Source organism: Devosia sp. ZB163 (assembly GCF_028613635.1).
Lineage (GTDB): Bacteria > Pseudomonadota > Alphaproteobacteria > Rhizobiales > Devosiaceae > Devosia_A.
The window spans coordinates 171,325-187,929 of the sequence record NZ_JAQRMY010000004.1; the positions used below are offsets into that span (position 1 = coordinate 171,325).

Annotated in this window: 20 protein-coding genes; 13 read left to right on the top strand and 7 right to left on the bottom strand. The window is 67.0% G+C overall.

The window, feature by feature from the left end:
• Positions 1–14: 14 nt before the first annotated feature.
• The 8 genes from PRN20_RS19015 to PRN20_RS19050 all read left to right on the top strand — a co-directional run bounded on the left by PRN20_RS19015 (position 15) and on the right by PRN20_RS19050 (position 7,223).
• Positions 15–1,211: an NAD(P)/FAD-dependent oxidoreductase gene (locus PRN20_RS19015; RefSeq protein WP_273959215.1), complete on the top strand. Its 1,197-nt coding sequence runs from the start codon at positions 15–17 to the stop codon at positions 1,209–1,211.
• A gap of 25 nt (positions 1,212–1,236) precedes the next feature.
• Positions 1,237–2,409, top strand: coding sequence for a mandelate racemase/muconate lactonizing enzyme family protein (locus PRN20_RS19020; protein ID WP_273959216.1), 1,173 nt, complete (start codon positions 1,237–1,239; stop codon positions 2,407–2,409).
• Between the two features lie 10 nt (positions 2,410–2,419).
• On the top strand, positions 2,420–3,457 hold the full coding sequence (locus tag PRN20_RS19025; protein ID WP_273959217.1) for a succinylglutamate desuccinylase/aspartoacylase domain-containing protein: 1,038 nt from the start codon (positions 2,420–2,422) through the stop codon (positions 3,455–3,457).
• A 150-nt stretch (positions 3,458–3,607) separates the two neighbouring features.
• Positions 3,608–5,233, top strand: a complete 1,626-nt coding sequence (locus tag PRN20_RS19030; RefSeq protein ID WP_273959218.1) for a S8 family peptidase — start codon at positions 3,608–3,610, stop codon at positions 5,231–5,233.
• Between the two features lie 15 nt (positions 5,234–5,248).
• Positions 5,249–5,659, top strand: a complete 411-nt coding sequence (locus PRN20_RS19035; RefSeq protein WP_273959219.1) for a hypothetical protein — start codon at positions 5,249–5,251, stop codon at positions 5,657–5,659.
• Positions 5,643–6,266, top strand: coding sequence for a hemopexin repeat-containing protein (locus tag PRN20_RS19040; protein ID WP_273959220.1), 624 nt, complete (start codon positions 5,643–5,645; stop codon positions 6,264–6,266). The genes PRN20_RS19035 and PRN20_RS19040 overlap by 17 nt, the downstream gene beginning before the upstream one ends.
• A gap of 49 nt (positions 6,267–6,315) precedes the next feature.
• A complete protein-coding gene (locus PRN20_RS19045) occupies positions 6,316–6,438 on the top strand; it encodes a hypothetical protein (protein ID WP_273959221.1) in 123 nt (40 codons plus the stop codon).
• Entirely contained in the window at positions 6,438–7,223 is a 786-nt protein-coding gene (locus tag PRN20_RS19050; protein ID WP_273959222.1) for an SDR family NAD(P)-dependent oxidoreductase, read from the top strand. Before PRN20_RS19045 ends, PRN20_RS19050 begins: the two co-directional genes overlap by 1 nt.
• A 15-nt stretch (positions 7,224–7,238) precedes the next feature.
• On the opposite strand, the gene PRN20_RS19055 is transcribed toward PRN20_RS19050, so the two are convergent.
• The 5 genes from PRN20_RS19055 to PRN20_RS19075 form a co-directional block, all read right to left on the bottom strand.
• Positions 7,239–8,363, bottom strand: a complete 1,125-nt coding sequence (locus tag PRN20_RS19055; RefSeq protein WP_273959223.1) for a PQQ-dependent sugar dehydrogenase — start codon at positions 8,361–8,363, stop codon at positions 7,239–7,241.
• Between the two features lie 28 nt (positions 8,364–8,391).
• Complete coding sequence (locus PRN20_RS19060; RefSeq protein WP_273959224.1) at positions 8,392–9,600, bottom strand: ATP-grasp fold amidoligase family protein; 1,209 nt, start codon at positions 9,598–9,600, stop codon at positions 8,392–8,394.
• A 176-nt stretch (positions 9,601–9,776) separates the two neighbouring features.
• Complete coding sequence (locus PRN20_RS19065; RefSeq protein WP_273959225.1) at positions 9,777–10,079, bottom strand: hypothetical protein; 303 nt, start codon at positions 10,077–10,079, stop codon at positions 9,777–9,779.
• Positions 10,080–10,139: 60 nt separating this feature from the next.
• Entirely contained in the window at positions 10,140–10,694 is a 555-nt protein-coding gene (locus PRN20_RS19070) for a DNA-3-methyladenine glycosylase (protein WP_273959226.1), read from the bottom strand.
• A gap of 39 nt (positions 10,695–10,733) precedes the next feature.
• A complete protein-coding gene (locus PRN20_RS19075) occupies positions 10,734–10,940 on the bottom strand; it encodes a hypothetical protein (protein ID WP_273959227.1) in 207 nt (68 codons plus the stop codon).
• A gap of 133 nt (positions 10,941–11,073) precedes the next feature.
• On the opposite strand from PRN20_RS19075, the gene PRN20_RS19080 reads away from it, so the two are divergent.
• Together PRN20_RS19080 and PRN20_RS19085 are read left to right on the top strand one after the other, a co-directional pair.
• Entirely contained in the window at positions 11,074–12,477 is a 1,404-nt protein-coding gene (locus PRN20_RS19080; RefSeq protein ID WP_273959228.1) for a phosphomannomutase, read from the top strand.
• Positions 12,478–12,489: 12 nt separating this feature from the next.
• Positions 12,490–13,260: an NYN domain-containing protein gene (locus PRN20_RS19085; RefSeq protein ID WP_273959229.1), complete on the top strand. Its 771-nt coding sequence runs from the start codon at positions 12,490–12,492 to the stop codon at positions 13,258–13,260.
• Between the two features lie 10 nt (positions 13,261–13,270).
• Here PRN20_RS19085 and PRN20_RS19090 read toward each other — a convergent pair whose 3' ends face one another.
• The gene (locus tag PRN20_RS19090; RefSeq protein ID WP_273959230.1) at positions 13,271–13,888 is read right to left on the bottom strand and encodes a LysE family translocator; all 618 of its coding nucleotides are present in this window, start codon (positions 13,886–13,888) and stop codon (positions 13,271–13,273) included.
• Positions 13,889–14,129: 241 nt separating this feature from the next.
• Here PRN20_RS19090 and PRN20_RS19095 point away from each other — a divergent pair, with 241 nt between their 5' ends.
• The 3 genes from PRN20_RS19095 to PRN20_RS19105 are packed head-to-tail and all read left to right on the top strand — an operon-like array spanning position 14,130 to position 16,163.
• Positions 14,130–14,522 (top strand): hypothetical protein, encoded by a 393-nt coding sequence (locus tag PRN20_RS19095; RefSeq protein ID WP_273959231.1) that lies wholly within the window; start codon positions 14,130–14,132, stop codon positions 14,520–14,522.
• Position 14,523: 1 nt separating this feature from the next.
• Complete coding sequence (locus PRN20_RS19100) at positions 14,524–15,567, top strand: DUF1214 domain-containing protein (protein ID WP_273959232.1); 1,044 nt, start codon at positions 14,524–14,526, stop codon at positions 15,565–15,567.
• A gap of 38 nt (positions 15,568–15,605) precedes the next feature.
• Complete coding sequence (locus PRN20_RS19105) at positions 15,606–16,163, top strand: DUF1214 domain-containing protein (RefSeq protein ID WP_273959233.1); 558 nt, start codon at positions 15,606–15,608, stop codon at positions 16,161–16,163.
• A gap of 89 nt (positions 16,164–16,252) precedes the next feature.
• Here the strand turns inward: PRN20_RS19105 and PRN20_RS19110 are convergent, their stop codons facing one another.
• The gene (locus tag PRN20_RS19110) at positions 16,253–16,525 is read right to left on the bottom strand and encodes a hypothetical protein (RefSeq protein WP_273959234.1); all 273 of its coding nucleotides are present in this window, start codon (positions 16,523–16,525) and stop codon (positions 16,253–16,255) included.
• Positions 16,526–16,605 lie beyond the last annotated feature (80 nt).

Sequence of the window (16,605 nt, forward strand, 5' to 3'; positions counted from 1 at the left end):
CATCGGACGCGGCGGTGATCATCGGTGCCGGCTTTGCCGGCGTGTCGGCGGCGTTCGCGATGCGAGAGGCCGGCCATGCCGGCCCGATAACGATCGTCGGTGACGAGGCACATCTGCCCTATGAGCGGCCACCGCTGTCGAAGGGCCTACTGACCGGAAGCCATACCGGGCTGATGCCGATCCGGAAAGCGGCCGACTATGCCGTCGCGGGCATCGCACTGACGACCGGCGCTTCCGCAACCGGCATCGATCGGGACCGATGGCGTGTCGAACTCTCGACCGGGCACGCTCTGGCCTATGACCGGCTGCTGCTGGCGACGGGCGCCGCACCCCGCCGTCTCGACCTGCCGGGGAGCGACGCCGTAACCATTCACACCTTGCGTAACGCCGCTGATCTTGCGCGCCTGCAACCTGCCTTCGCCGGGGCCAGGCGGTTGGCAATCGTGGGCGGCGGGTTGATCGGTCTCGAACTGGCAGCGGCCGCCCGCCAGCGCGGCCTCGCGGTGACGGTGATCGAGGCCGGCCCGCGCGTCCTCGGTCGCGGCGTACCGGAGGCACTGGCCTCGGTGCTGGCGGAGACGCATCGCAGCAACGGCGTGACGATCCTCACCGGCGTGGCTCCAGCGTCTGTGTCGGCGGCTGGCGTAGCGCTGAGTGACGGTCGCCTGGTCGAGGCCGATACCATCATCGCCGCCATTGGTGTGACACCGCGAACAGCGCTTGCCGAACAAGCCGGGCTCGCCGTCGCTGGCGGCATCGTCACCGACAATATGCTGCAGGTAGCCGAGGGGATCTTCGCCGCAGGCGACTGCGCCATCAGCGCGCATCCGCTCTTCGACGACGCCATGGTGCGGCTCGAAAGCTGGCAAAGCGCCGGTGACTACGGCGTGGCGGCTGGCCGCAACATGGCGGGGCAGGGCCAGCCGATCGGCGTTGTGCCGTGGATGTGGAGCGACCAGTACGACCTGGGTCTCTACACGGCGGGCGTGCCTGCCGCCGGAGCCACGACTGTGGACAGGATCGAGGATGGCCTCGTCACGCAGTTCCAGCTTGATCCATCTGGTCGACTGGTTGGCGCCGCATCGTTGGGCTCGGGCACGTCAGCATCGCGCGGCATCAAGATTGCGAGCCGCTTGATCGCCGCCCGCGCCGCGCCCGACCCCGGCCATCTGGCCGATCCGTCCCGCCCATTGAAAGCCCTGCTGCAATGATCATGGGCAACCCCGAGGAGCGACGATGAAGATCACCGAAGTCGAACCGATCCTGCTGCGTGGCACTGCCGCCTATGGCGCGGGTGCCAGCGGCGCCGAGGCCACCGACAATGGCGACTGGCAGCTGCTCATCCGCGTCGCTACCGATGAGGGTCTCACCGGCTGGTCGGATGTCGAGACGCTGGCGCCCGCGGCGGTCAGCATCATTTCCGGGGAGGGCATGGCGACGGTCGGCTTCCGTACGCTGGGGAGCCTGCTGGTCGGCGAGGACCCGCTGGATGTCGAGCGCCTCTGGGACAAACTCTATGTCGGCAGCGCCTACTATGGCCGGCGTGGCATCGCCATGCACTGCATTTCGGCCCTCGACAACTGCCTGTGGTCGATCCGCGCGCAGGCTGCCGGCATGTCGCTGTCCCAACTCCTGGGTGGGCGCCGGCGCGACAAGGTCATGGCCTATGCCTCGACCCTGTTCCGCTCCACTCCAGAGGGCATGATCGAGGCCGCCAACGCCTATATCGACAAGGGCTACCGCGCCGTGAAGTTCGGCTGGGGCGTGTTCGGGCAGGACCCCGGGCGCGACCGCGAACTGATCGCTGCCGCCCGTCAGGCTCTCGGCCCCGATCGTCATCTCATGGTCGATCCCGGTTGGTATCCGACAGTGACCCCCAACCGGATGCAGCCCCGCAGCCTTTCCGACAACGAGGCGCTCTGCCAGTGGCTGGGTGACTACGGCGTGCGCTGGGTCGAGGACTTCATCCACCCGGAGAACTTCGACGAGTACGCAGCGGTGCGCGCATCGAGCCCGGTGCCGATTGCAGCGGGCGAGCAGGTTTCGACCCACTGGGAATTCGCCCGCTTCATCGAGCAGGGCTGCGTGGATGTGATCCAGCCCGACCTCACGCGTTGCGGCGGCATTACTGTGGCGAAGCAGGTGGCGCAAATGGCCACCCGCGCCGGCATCGACCTCGTGCCGCACTCGTGGCTCACGCACCTCCTCACCGGCTACAGCCTGCAGCTCATCGCGACGCTGCCACGCGCCCACTTCGTCGAGTTCAACGTCAGCCAGAGCCCGCTGACCGCGGGGATCGCTCCAACGTCGCTCGGTCTTGATGCGGATGGCTGCATCGCCATCCCCGATGGCGTCGGCATCGGCATCGAGGTCGACACCGGTTTCATCGACGCCCACCGGGCCCGCTGAGGAGACGGACATGGATCGCCGTATCGTCACCGCCGCTGCGCTGGACCTCGAGTCACCCGGACGCCGCGACTACCTGGTGGCCCTGCCGCATGACGGTATCTGGGGCGACCACCTGATCCCGCTCTCCGTCCTCGTCGGCCCCGACGCCACCCCGGGCAAGGGGCTCGTCGCCTTCGGCTCGACGCATGGCAACGAATACGAGGGGCCGATCGCCATCAAGCACCTCCTGGGTGAGATCGACATCGCTGATGTGCGTGGCCGCATCATCCTCGTGCCGGTGCTCAACGTTGCCGCTTTCCGTGCTGGCGCGCGCGACTCAGTCCTCGACGACGGGGTGAACCTCAACCGCGCCTTCGTCGCCGATGCCGGCCGTATCCCCAGTCTCGGCCGCATCACGCATCGCATCGCCGATTTCGTGCGCAGGACCATCTGGCCGCATGTGCACGTGGTTCTCGATATGCATGCCGGCGGCGAGGTGGCACAGTTCGCGCTCGGCCCGAGCTTCCACCCCATCCCCGATCCCGAGCAGAACCGCCGTATCGAGCAGACGGCGCGCTGGTTCGGCTCGCCGATCGTGCTCGTCTACCAGAACGAGACGCCGGGCCTATTGACCAGCGAGGCCGAGCGGCTGGGCAAGATCACCATCGGCGCCGAACTGGGCTGGGGGCGCTCGGTCCAGCCGGACGGTGTGCGCTACGCCCGTCACGGCATCCGCGCCGCCATGGTTCACTGGGATCAGCTCTACGGCGAGATCGCGCCGATCGCCCACCATGCCGACGGTACGCAGCGAAAGATCTCGATCGTCGACCGCCGGTGCGTGGTGATCGCGCCCTTCGATGGTCATTACGAGGCGCTGAAGAAGCCCGCTGATGCCGTAGCGGCCGGCGAAGTCGTCGGCTACCTGCACGACTTCCAGCACCTCGACGCCGCGCCCTGGCCAGTCCGCTCCGAAGTCGATGGCTTGCTCGCAGCGCAGGCCTGGGGCGCGCGCGTCACCCAGGGCCAGCACATCGCCATCACCGGACAGATCGAAGACTGGGTCCGCTGAAGGTATAGTCTTCGGCAGTAGCCGGCTGCGTTCGTCGCCACTGATCGCGCTGCGGCAGATCCGCCTTCTATTTTTCGTCCGGAGAGGTTGTGCGAAATCGTACGCGTTCCGCCAGATCCACTTTGGCCTGATTGTACTATAGTTAAACAATTGCTAATCACCGTGACTGCGGTTGAAGCGTGTCAGCGGGTGGTTGCAGTGCGTGATGCCCCTTCTTCTTTTGGCGGATACCCATTTCTTCTCCAGCAGGACAGTGCGCATTGGGTCGAGCTCGACGCCACGCGCGCGCTTCTGTGCTTCCTGCGGCCGGTCGACAAGGGCCAGCTAGCCGAACGCCTGGGGAGGTTCGGGCTTGAGCTGGAGCGCGACAGGGCCGAGGACAGGGGCGACACCGAGTTCGAGGTCGTAAACCACACCGATCGCCGCTTCTGGGTGCGGGAGGCGCTGGGCGCCCCGCTCGATGCGGGGCTCTATGAAGAGCTCGACGCCGCCTTCGATGGCGAGCTCGAATGGGTCGGCGCCGTCTACCGCGACCCGGAGATTGCAGGGCGCCAGAGCCTCCATTGTCCAGTGCCGGACGTGCTCATCGTGGACGAGGTCGTTTCTGGTCTCGAGGGCGAAGGCCTGCGCGCGGATGACGAGGGGTCGAGCTACCTCAACGGCTATCGCCGCTATTCCATCGAGGAGCCGCGTACCCGTCCGGCGGCACGTGTCGCGCAGGAACAACTGCGGCAGCGGGCCGGCAACGCAGATGCTGTCCTCTACGAGAACATGCCGCTCCTCGTTCCGTTGTCGATGGACCCCGTCGACACCTTCTATCCCGCGGGCCCCCAGCCGAACCTGCCAGCTTATCCAGGGCAGTGGAACCTGAGGCGCATCCGCGCCTACGGCCCGGGGCGAACGGCACATGACGTGGTGGCCACCGGGTCGGGCTTTGACGTCATCATCGCCGTCATCGACAGCGGGTGTGACCTGACGCACCCCGACATAGCCTATGTCGCCGGTAGCGGAGGGATCAGCGGCAACGGCTCCAACACTGGCGTGCCGGGCTTTGCGGCGGGCCACGGAACGATGGTCGCGGGCATAGCCGGCGCCACTTCCCACAATCTCAAGGGAGTCGCGAGTGTCGCCGGCTACTGGTCGAGGATCATGCCGCTGGCCTTCAGTTCTTTCACGAACACGGAGGCGGCGCGGCTGATAAATTTCGCAGTCGCCAACGGCGCACGCGTGATCAACATGAGCTGGAACACGACGGGCTGGCCGAGCACGCTCGTCACCGACCGGGCATTGAACGACGCCAATGGCGTGGTGCTCTGTGCGGCGGCAGGCAACGGTGGCGGCGTGATCACTTACCCGGCGACCCACCCAAACGTGATCGCGTGCGGCGCGGTCAACAACAATGACCGCCGCGCCAACTTCTCGAACTTCGGGACACCACTATCCGTTGTTGCCCCCGGCGTGGACGTGCCGACGACGACGACGCGCGGGAGCGGGACGCTTTCGGATCTCGACCGGAAGGATTGGGTCCACGACTTCACCGGGACTTCGGCGGCGGCGCCGCATGTAGCCGGACTGGCCGCGATGCTGATCGCCATCGAGCCCACGCTCACACCCGCCGAGATACGCGCGATCATCGAGGGCACCTCCAACCGGGTGCCACCGTCGCCTTACAACGGTCAATCCGAGAACGGTCCTTGGAACACGTTCGTCGGCAATGGCCGCATCGATGCGATGGACGCCGTGTCGGCGCTAAAGCCCGCACGGCTCAGGCGGTAGAACGGGAGGGATGCCATGCCGATCTCCGAACTGAACCGCGAGCGGATCCAGCGGATGCTGGAAGGACACGAGGCCGCGCTGAACAGCACCGAACGCTCGCTCAGCCCTGATCAGGCGATGGTGCACAGGACGCTGCTGGAGTTGGGTCGGAACACCGGCCTCCTGGAACTCGTCGACGAGTTCACCGACTCTGCCGAGCTGCCCGGGCGTATTCGCGAGAATGCGGAGGAGGTTCTGCGCAGTCGCGGCATCGCCCTGCCGGAGGGCGTGGTTCTGACGGCCCGCGAGAGGCGCGAAGACGGCACCCGGCCCCTGTTCCGCCTGCATTTCCCGGTGCGCCGGTCACGGATGCTGGTGGACTACGACGCTGCGGCCGGCGTGTCGACGCGGCTTTCCACGGGGAGCGACAATGGCATGGATCTTTGACACTGCGCTCGAGGGCCGCGCCCCCTATGCCGGCAAGGTCTATTTCTTTCGAGGCACGCGATACCTTCGCTACGACTGGACCCTCGACCGACTGGACCAGCGTCCGGCACCGCTGAGCGCCTGGAACCTGCCGTCACCCTTCTCATCTGGGGTGGATGCCGCCGTCAACGGTCTCGGTTCCTACCTGGGCCGCGCCTATTTCTTCCGGGGCGGCCAGTATGTCCGCTACGACTGGGCATCGAACACGGTCGGTCCGCCGACATCGCTCGCGGCCTGGCACCTGCCGGCTCCGTTCCTCGATGGCGTCGATGCTGCAATCAACGGGTATGGGGCACGAGAGGGGAAGACCTTCTTCTTCCGGGACAAGCAATACGTGACATATGACTGGGCCACGGACACGACAACGGCGCCGCGTCCGTTGACCGACTGGAATCTCGTTGGGATGTTCGCGAACGGCATCCATGCCGGCGTCAACGGCGAGGGCGCCTATGCGGGCAAAGCCTACCTGTTCCGCGGCGCCCACTACCAGCGCTACGACTGGGCGACGAGCCGGCCCGACATCCCGCGCTCGCACCTGTCACGCTGGAACCTCGGCAGCGGCCCCTGAGGCCTCGTTTCTCTCTCTTCACTTCATCGATTGCGTCGCTGACGATATCGTGCCCGAGTGCACGGGCCGCGACGGGCTCGTCGTAACCGCCATGATCGAGGCAACGCTGCTCTCGCTGGCGCAGAAGCGGCCTGTTGCCATGTCCGAGGTTCTCGATTTGAAGTCCGTATGATGCCCAGCACGCTCGATCTCTTCCGCCTTGACGGCAAAACAGCATTCGTCTCCGGCGCCAGCCGCGGCCTTGGCCGTGTCATGGCGCTGGCCCTGGCGGATGCCGGCGCCAATGTCGCGATCTCCGGCCGCACCGCGGCATCGCTCTCCGCTACCGTCGACGAGCTCGAGGCCCGCGGCGTCAAGGCGTGGGGCATCGAGGGCGACATGGCGACGCCCGAAGGTGCGGAAGCCACCTGCCGGGCCGTCCTCGCTACTGCGGGCACACCCGACGTCATCATCAACAATGTCGGAAACCGCTCTCTCAATGTGCCCATCGAGGACCAGACGACCGACAGCTGGCGCGAGCTGTTCGACTTCAACCTGACCAGCACCTTCGTCGCCACGCGCGACCTCGGCAAGGCAATGATCGCCGGCGGCAGGGGCGGGCGCATCATCAATATCGCCTCGATGAGCGGGCTGATCATCAACCGCGGCATCGGCGGCCGGCACTACGAAGCGGCCAAGGCTGCTGTACTGCACTTCACCCGGGCCACTGCCTCGGACTGGGCCCCGCATGGCATCAACGTCAATTCCATCTCGCCCGGCCTGATGATGACCGAGGCCAACCAGCGCTGGGAGCGCGACCACCCCGAGGTGATCGAGCGCCTGTCTGCCGGCATCCCGCTCGGCCGCCCGGGCCGGCCCGAAGAGATCGGCCCGCTCGCCCTCTACCTCGCTAGCCCGGCTTCGAGCTACGTCACCGGCGCCAATTTCGTGGTCGATGGCGGCTACACCGTCTGGTGACTGCTTGCTCGCGGGCTATTCCGCCCGCACCAGCTGCAGCAGGTTGCCCTCGATCGTCGTGATGTAGAGCTCACCGGCGCTGTCCTCGCCGAATGAGGTGATGGCGCCGGGGGTGCCGAGCTGGTCGGTCCAGTCGGTCACGTTGCCCGCGGTGCCCTCGGAATAGGTGAGGGAGTGGACGCGGCCGTCGCAGAAATCGGCGAAGAAGTAATGGCCGTCGAGCTCGGGGATGGCCTTGCCGCGGTAGACGTAGCCGCCGGTGATCGAGCAGCCGCCGCTGTCGTGGGAATAGGTGTAGATCGGCAGGACAAGGCCGTCACGGTTGCAGGTCTCGGCCTGGAAGCAGGCATCGCCTTCCATGATACGCCAGCCGAGGTTGGCACCGGCATCGGCGGTGCCGATGACGTCGATCTCTTCCTGTGCGTTCTGGCCGACATCGGCGATGTAGATGAGGTCGCCGTCGAAATCGATGCGCCAGGGATTGCGGAGGCCGATCGCGAAGATCTCGGGCGCGCCGCCGCCGGCGGCATAAGGGTTGGCCGGCGGAATGGTGTAGGGCGTCGCGCCATCGACGTGGATGCGGAGCAGCTTGCCGAGCAGTTCGTTGGGGTTCTGCGCCCGGTTCTGGCGGTCGCCGGCGCCGCCGCCATCGCCCATGCCGATGTAGAGCAGCCCATCGGGGCCGAAGCCGAGCCAGCCGCCGTTGTGATTGCGGGCGGGCTGGTCGATGGTCAGCAGGGTCGTCGCCGAGGCCGGGTCCGCGACATTGGCGTCGGCCGAGACGGTGTAGGCGACGACCTGGGTGTCGCCGTCGCCGTCGGTGTAGTTGACGAAGAAGCGGCCGTTCTCGGCGTAGTCAGGGTGGAAGGCCAAGCCGAGCAGCCCCTGCTCGTTGCCGTTGCTGACGCTGCCGCTCAGATCGAGGAAGGGCCGCTCGAGCAAGGCGCCATCGGCGACGATGCGGATGCGCCCGGTCTGCTCGAGCACGAACAGCCGCGGGTCGCCGGCCGGCGCGGTGGCGAAGAGCGGCATGTCGAGGCCGTCGGTGACGAGGCGCGTCGCCAGTTGCACCGGTTGCGCCGCCGCCGGAGAGGCGATGGCGGCGAGGATCGTGACGAGGAGGGCAGGCAGGAACTGCATTGTGGTCTCCGAAGTCGGGACCCCGTTCCTAGCCCGCGCGGCGCGCCGGAATACCGGGGTCCATCGAAAAGTGGCTATGGGTACAAACGAGAGCAGGGCCAAGGCGTTGCAGCATCAGAGTGCACCGACCGCGGCGTTCGTACCAACCTCCATTTTCGGTCTGCCCCTCCGAACTCCAGCGAACGGCCACAGTATAGGCCTCCTCGTGGTCGGAGAGGATAACCGGCTCCTCGAACCTGAAATCGCGGATCGTGCCCCAGATCTTCCGCCACTGGTTCGCCTCGAGTTCGGCGAGCCCCCGCATGCTCTCGGCGAGCGAGCCGAAGGCGACGACGTCGGAAGCGAAGAGCTGGCGCGAGGTCTCGTAGTCGCCGGCGTTGATCAGGTCCTGCCAGGTGCGCAACCAGACCAGTGGATCGGACGGGGGAGAGTCGGCGAGAGCGGGGTCGCGGAAGTCCTCGAAGATCGAGTAGTCGGTCTCGCCGCCCCACAGGGCGCCGACCTTGGCGTCGACGCTCTCGGGGCGCCATTGCGCCCGCCCACCCCAGGAGTAGGGCGTGAGCTCGCCCACCTTGATGCCGTCGCTGGTCAGGTAGAGATCGACACGCAGGTGGTCCCAGCCGGCGGCCAGCTTCTCGGAGATATCCACGATCTCGAGGCGATCGCGCTCGCTGAGTTCCATGCGCGCGCCGCGGATCGGATCGACGCCGATGTCGAGCTGGCGCCCAGTGGGGTCGAACCAGGCATCGCGGCGCTCGGGCCGGGTCTTGCGGCCGGTGAAGAGCCGGATGAGCCCGACGCGGCCCCCGAAGGTGAACACGTTGACCTCGGAGGGGATGCCGCCGTTGCGGCCCTCCAGCAACGGCTCCGCCATGATGTAACGGGGTATGCCGCGATAGCCCCATTCCTGGGCGAGCCAGTCGAACCAGCGGCGCTTGAGCCAGAGCTGGGCGAAGGCACGCAGGCGTTGCGGGTTGCGGTCCGCTTCGCCGCGGACGAGCGCGAACCGGCCGGAACCCTCATTGGGCTTGATGACGAACCTCGCGGGCAGGGCGGCCCAGTCGATATCCTTGGCCCGACGCCACTTGCCGAGCAGGGGGACGTTGTAGCGGTCGCCGAGGCGCTCGGCGACGTAGTCCTTCACGGCGATCTTGTCGCTTACGACCTTCAGGCGCGGATCGCGGTCATAGACCAAACGGTGCGAGAGGCGCTCGTTGTAGGTCGCCGGTGACTGCAAGTTGGGGGTGCGCCCGAAGTCGCGACGGAAGTCACGGAGGACCTTGCGACGGGTATAGGCTATTTCCAGCGCACGGAAAGGGCCCTTCCAAGGCCGAGGGACCTGAGAATCCATTGTAAAACCAGTGTAAATGCGCCCCACGCAAGGGCGCATGTACTTGGGCGAGGTGCCGTTGGTCAAGCGCTCGTCGCGCTGATGCTGTCCTTGAGGGCGGCGAGTTCCGCCTCGGCGCGGAGAGCGCGATCGCGCCAGTCCTCGATGGTAAGGCCGTCAAGGCGCGCCGGCTCCGTGTCGGAGAGCAGCGGCTCGGGCTGGGGCGCGCCGGTAATGCGGGCGTGCAGCGCCTGGATGTATTCCGCGTCGTCGGCATGGAGCGTGCCGGCAGTGGCTTCCTCGAGCCAGCGGTTGAGGTCGGCGGTGGTTTCCTCGTTCATGCTGCCGGTTGCCAGCAATTCCTTGATCAGCGCTTCGACCTGCACGGGCTTCTCCTTGTTTCTGCGGGCGCAAACTAGCCAAAGCGGGGGCGAAGGGGAACCCACCTAGGCGCGGCGAAACGCCTTGCTGAGATAGGCCGAGCCGGCGACGCCGAAACGCCAGGGGAGATCGGCGGCTTTGGTGATGCCGATACGCGGCCCGATCACCACTGCGGGCGGCGTAGCGGGGAGGCGGAGAGCGAACGGAGCGGCGTCGATGCGGAGCCCGTCATGGGCCTTGGTGATGGCCAGCGCCTCGGCCAGCTTGCCGGGGCCCGAGCACAGCTCGCGCGGATTGGCGAGCCCTCGCCGCTCGGCCATTTTCTCAATGCCTGCAGTGGGTTCGATGGCGCGGATGAGGACGGCGGAGGCGTCGCTGCAGACGAAGTTCAGGCACCAGTGGATGCCATAGGAGCGGTAGACGTAGACGAAGCCGGGACCGAGGAACATCGAGGCGTTGCGGGGCGTCGGGCCGCGATGCGCGTGCGAGGCGGGCTCGGTGGGATGGTAGGCCTCGGTTTCGACGATCAGGCCGCCGACACCGTCGACGAGCAGTTCGGCGCCGAGCAGCTCGCGGGCGACGAGGGTGACTTCGCGGGAGAAGAACGTATCGGGCGACATGGGCGGAGTCTGGGGAAATTATCCAGACAAGGCAAGGTGCTAGACCTTGCGGGTGGTGCCGTTCTGGATGCGCGCGGCGGCGATCCGCAGCGTCAGGTTCACCGACTCACCGGACGTGGTGTTGGTCGAGATGAGCGCGGCGTTGTTGTTGGCCGAGTTGGCCATGTCGGCCTGGAGATTGGCGCGGCGCTTCTCGCGGGCAGCCTGCATCTCGTCGTACATCGACGCGCGGGGCAGCCAGTTCATCGTGCGCTTCTGGACAATCATGCTGACGAATGTGGGCGGTGATGATGAACGAAGCATTAACGACGCCTGAATGGCTTGCGCGGCGGCGAAGGGCCATGAGATTGCTGGCGCTTCACCTTCGGATACTGCGGCGATGACGGATTCACTCAAGTTTGGCACGAGCGGCCTGCGCGGGCTCGCGACGGAACTGACCGATGGCGCGGCAAGGCGCTACACGGCGGCTTTCCTCGCCCATCTTGGCACGGCGGCGGGCAAGCGGGTGTATCTGGGCCGCGACCTGCGTGCCTCGAGCCCGGCGATCGTCGAGGACTGCGCCGTGGCGATCCGCGCGGCGGGGCTCCAGCCGGTCGACTGCGGCGTGTTGCCGACCCCAGCGCTGGCGCTGCACGCCATGGAGAACCGCGCGCCGGCGATCATGGTGACGGGCAGCCACATCCCGGCCGATCGCAACGGGCTCAAGTTCTACGTGGCGGCTGGCGAGATCACGAAGGCGGACGAGGCCGGGATATCGGCGGCGCTCGCGGCGGCGGTGCCGCAGGGCGAGGGCAGGGCGGTGGACGAGAGCATCCTTGCCGGCGACCGCTACCGGCAGCGCTATCGCGGCATGCTCGACGCCACTGCGCTCAATGGCTGGCGCATCGGCGTGTTCGAGCACTCGTCAGTGGCGCGCGACTTGCTGGTGTCGTTCCTCACCCGGGCGGGGGCCGAGGTGGTACGGCTCGAGCGTTCCGAGACGTTCGTCGCGGTCGATACGGAAGCGTTCTCCGACGCGCTGTTCGAGCCGCGCTTCGGCTGGATCGACCGGTACAAGCTCGACGCGGTGGTCTCGACCGACGGTGACGGCGACCGGCCGCTGCTCATCGACGGCAATGGCGAATTCGTGCGCGGCGACGTGCTGGGCATGGTGGCATCTCGCTTCCTCGGGGCCGACCGGGTGGTGACGCCGGTGACGTCGAACTCGGCGATCGAGGGCGTGGGCTGGTTCGGCCGGGTCGAGCGCACCAGGGTGGGCTCGCCCTTCGTCATCGCGGGCATGGAGAGCGCGGCGCAAGGCTCGCCGGGCGCGGTGGTCGGCTTCGAGGCCAATGGCGGGCTGCTGCTGGGCACGGACGTGACCATCAACGGCCGGCTGCTGAAGGCGCTGCCGACGCGCGACGCGGTGCTGCCGATCCTCGCCGTGCTGGGTACGGCCGCCAAGCTCGGCCAGAGCCTTGCCGGGCTGGTGCAGACGCTCCCGGTCCGCGCGGCGCTGGCCGATCGGCTGGCGCATGTGCCGAGCGAGCGGAGTGGGGCGTTCCTTAGGGATCTGGTGGAAACCCAAGGCTATGCCCAGCGGTTCTTCGCGCCGGTGGGCGAGATCGAGAGCCTCTCGGCCATCGACGGCCTGCGCTTCTCGCTCACCTCGGGCGACACGGTTCATTACCGCGCTTCGGGCAACGCGCCCGAGCTTCGGTGCTATGTTGAGGGCGTGACGCCGGAGCGGGCCCAGGAACTGCTTGCCTGGGGTCTCGCAGCCGCGGGGTCGGCGGTGCGCTAACGGAGGACTGGAATGGCAAACGGCGGGAAACAGGCAAGGCTTGCGGTGCTGATCGACGCGGACAACGCCTCGGCGAAGATCGTCGACGGTCTGTTCGAGGAAATCGCCAAGCTGGGCGAGGCCAGCGTGCGGCGCATCTACGGCGACTTCTCCAGCCCAAGATCAAAGGCTTGGGCGGATGTCCTCACCAAGTACGCGATCATTCCGCAGCAGCAGTTCGCCTACACCACAGGCAAGAATGCGTCCGATATCACGCTGGTGATCGACGCCATGGACCTGCTCCATTCCGGACGGTTCGACGGGTTCTGCCTCGTGTCGTCCGACAGCGACTTCACCCGGCTGGCGGCGCGTATCCGGGAGGAGGGCGTCGACGTCTACGGCTTTGGAGAGCTGAAGACGCCGGAGAGCTTCCGGCAGGCCTGCCGGCGCTTCATCTACACCGAGAACCTCTTGCCCGATGCGGCAGCCAAGGGCGGCACCGGTGAACGCGGCAAGGCACTGGAGCCGATCAGCAAGGCAGATGACCTGCTGCGCAAAGCCATCGCCGAGATCGAGACCGAGACCGGCTGGGTCCTGCTCGGTTCGATCGGCAGCCAACTCGCCAACCTCGCGCCCGACTTCGACCCCCGCACCTACGGCTACAAGAAGCTCAGCGACCTCGTGCGCGACCTGCCCTCGCTCGAACTGAACGAAGAGGACGGCGGGCGGCTCAAGGTGCGGCTGAAGCCAAAGGGCGGTTCGGCGGGCCGCAGGGGCTCGCCCAGGGGAGGCCAGAAGGGCTGACGCCCGCCGCCTACTCGCGCACGACGACCAGTGCCGCTGCCGTCGCCATGATGACGCCGGCGGTGCGGTTGAGGGCGCGGATGGCGCGGGTGGACTTGAAGAAGTCGCGCGCGGCGGCGGCGAGGCCGGCATAAGCGCAACCGATGGCGAGCAGCACGACCACCACGATACCGGTGAGTTCGAGGAAGCCGAGCGCGGTGATGGGCTTGTCGAGCGGGATCACGGTGGGCAGCAGCGCGAGGTAGAACACGATGGTCTTGGGGTTGCCCATGGTGAGGGCGAAGCCCGAGAGGAAGGTCTTCCAGGCGCTGGCATCCTGCTTGGCGCCGATCTGCTCGGAGCCCGGCTTGGCGCTCCAGAACTGCCAGGCGACGTAGAGCAGGTAGAGCGCGCCGGCCCACTTCACGATGACGAAGACCGGCCCGAACCACGTGGCGATGGCGGCGAGGCCGAACAGCGCGAAGACGAGGTAGACGAGGTCGCCGACCAGGATGCCGAGGACCATCGGGAATGCCGCCCGGAAACCGCCGCCCAGTGCCCGCGCGACGACGGCCGCGACGCCCGGACCGGGGACGATCACGGCAATGGCGTAGGCGATGGTGAAGGCGGCGAGGGTGACGATATCCATGGCGATGCTCCTAGCGGCTGCCTTCTAGCGCCGAGCGGCACGGGGCGGCAAGAGCGGCCTCCTTTCGGTGCATTTTTGCCAAAACTTCGGTGGGATTGATGGCAGTCGGTTAGGGAGGCGCTTACGCGCGGAGCGCCTACTCCCCCGCACATAACACGGCGCCTCACGGCTGGCTTATGCCAGTTCGCCGCGAACCGAGCGCCCCCTGTCCGGGGCGGTGGAACGCATTTGAGGAGCCGGTATGTTCGCCAGCCACACCCAGCCGTTCGGCCTTGTCGCGACGCTTGCGTCGGCGATCATGGCCACGCCGGCGATGGCGCAGGCCGAGCTTCCGCCGGACGTGCAGAAATCGATCATCGAGCGACGCATACCCGAGGCGGCCATCTGGGGCATGCCGGCGGTCAATACCGACCTGATGCGCCAGCAGATGCTCACCAAGACGCCGGGCAAGGTCGGAGACGTCATCAACCGGGGCCGGTCGCTCGACTGGCACAACCGGACGCTCACGCAAAGCAACTGGGTGCCGACCGATCCCGAGCGCGAATTCGAGCTCATGTTCCGGTTGTACGCGCCGACGGAAGCGCTGTTCGACAAGAGCTGGCAGTTACCCGACATCGTGAAGGTGGAGGGGTGAGATGAGGCGCTCGCTCGCGGCCTTTGCCCTGTCCGGACTGATGATTGCAGGAGCCGTCGCGCTGGAGACGGGGGACTTGGGTCCGGTGCCGGTGAACGTGGACAACTTCGTGCGGGCCGAGAGCGACCTCTATATCGGCAACCTCGTGAAGGATGCCGGCGGGCTCGGAACGTTCCTGCACCATCGGGAGCCGGCCGACATTGCGCACCAGTCGGTCATCCGGTTGAACCGGGACACGCTCTACTCTGGCGTGGTGCTCGACCTCGACGCGGGACCGGCGACGGTGATCCTGCCTGATGCCGGTGATCGGTTCATGTCGCTGCAGGTCATCAACGAAGACCAGTACACGACCGAACTGCACTACGGCGCCGGCAGCTACCCGCTGAACAAGGACAGCGTCGGCACGCGCTACGCGCTCGCTGCGATCCGCACGCTGGTCGACCCCAACGATCCCGAGGATCTCAAGGCGGTGCACGCGCTGCAGGATGCCATGAGGGTCGAGCAGCCGGGCGGTCCCGGCACCTTCGAAGTGCCGCAGTGGGACCAGGCGAGCCAGGCGGCGACGCGCCAGGCATTGCTGGCACTGGCGGCGCAACTGCCGGACACCAGGGGGATGTTCGGCACCAAGGACGAGGTGGACCCGGTACGACGTCTCGTCGGCGCAGCCTCGGCCTGGGGCGGCAACCCGGAAGAGGGTGCGCTCTACCTCAACGTCGCGCCCGAAAAGAACGACGGGGCGACAACCTACAAGCTGGTCGTGCCCAAGGACGTGCCCGTCAAGGGCTTCTGGTCGGTGAGCCGTTACACCAAGGACGGCTACTACGCGCCCAACGACCTCAATGCGTATTCCATCAACAACGTGACCGGAAAGAAGGCTGAAGACGGATCGGTGACGATCCATTTCGGCGGCTGTGAAGGCAGCGTGCCGAACTGCCTGCCGATCGATGATGGCTGGAACTACATGGTCCGGCTCTACCGGCCCGATGCCTCCATCCTCGACGGCAGCTGGACATTCCCGCAGGCGGTGCCTGCAGAAGGGCCGTGACTGCAATGACGTGGAGCAAACCTCACAGGGGACGCATCATGAAGATGACGCTGGGGGCCTTCGGGCTGGCGGCAGTGCTGATAGCAGTCGCGATGGGCCAGGAACTGGGCGACGATCAGGGCGCGCATGGCAAACACGGGACGGCCGCTCGCACGACCGGGATGGCGCCGTGGGCTTCGGCCGGACAGGGCACGATCACGGCAGCCACCCTTGTCGGCACGCCGGTCGGCTGGGCCGGTACCCCGGCGCGGTCCGTGCGCTCGTTCGGGATCGTCCCGGATCTGAACGACGGCAAGACCATCCACAGGCTGCACGTGCCGGCCGACCTGCCGGTGGACGGACTGTGGTCGATCAGCGTCCACGGCGGGCAGGGATTCTTCACGCGGAACGCGTTCGACGCCTATTCGATCAACAACATCAACGCCACGAGGAACGCCGACGGGTCGGTCGATATCCAGTTCGGCGGCTGCGACGGCACGGTGCCCAACTGCCTGTCGACGCCGGCCGGCTGGAACTACACGGTGCGCCTCTACCGGCCGCAGGCCGCAATCCTCGATGGCAGCTGGATATTCCCGGAGGCACAGCCCGCCGGATAACCCTTCAGGATGGCTCCTGACCCTTCGTGCGCATGGTCGCGAAGGGAAACTGCCCCGGCTTCCCGTCCCGGAAGCCGGGGATTTTGTTTCTAGTCGCGCACCGGTGGTCGGCACAGTGCGAGCAGGATGCCGAAGGTGATGCCGGGCGCAAGCGCGGCGACGAGCGGCTGCAGGTGTTCGGGAAAGAAGGCGGCCCCCAGCGTCCAGGGCAGGCCAAGCACCAGGAGATACACGCCGGAAAGCGGCGTCGCGGCGCCGAACCAGCCGGTGAGGCCGACCGCGTTCCAGATCAGGGCGGCGGCGTAGAGAGCGCCGAAGCCGGCGACGACGAGGCGAAACAGCCAGTAGCCCAGCAGAGCCAAATGGGCGGCACCCTGGTCCTCCACCAGGGGAGAGGCCAGGACGGGCGGCTCATGCGCCCGGCCTGGGTATTTATCCTTAC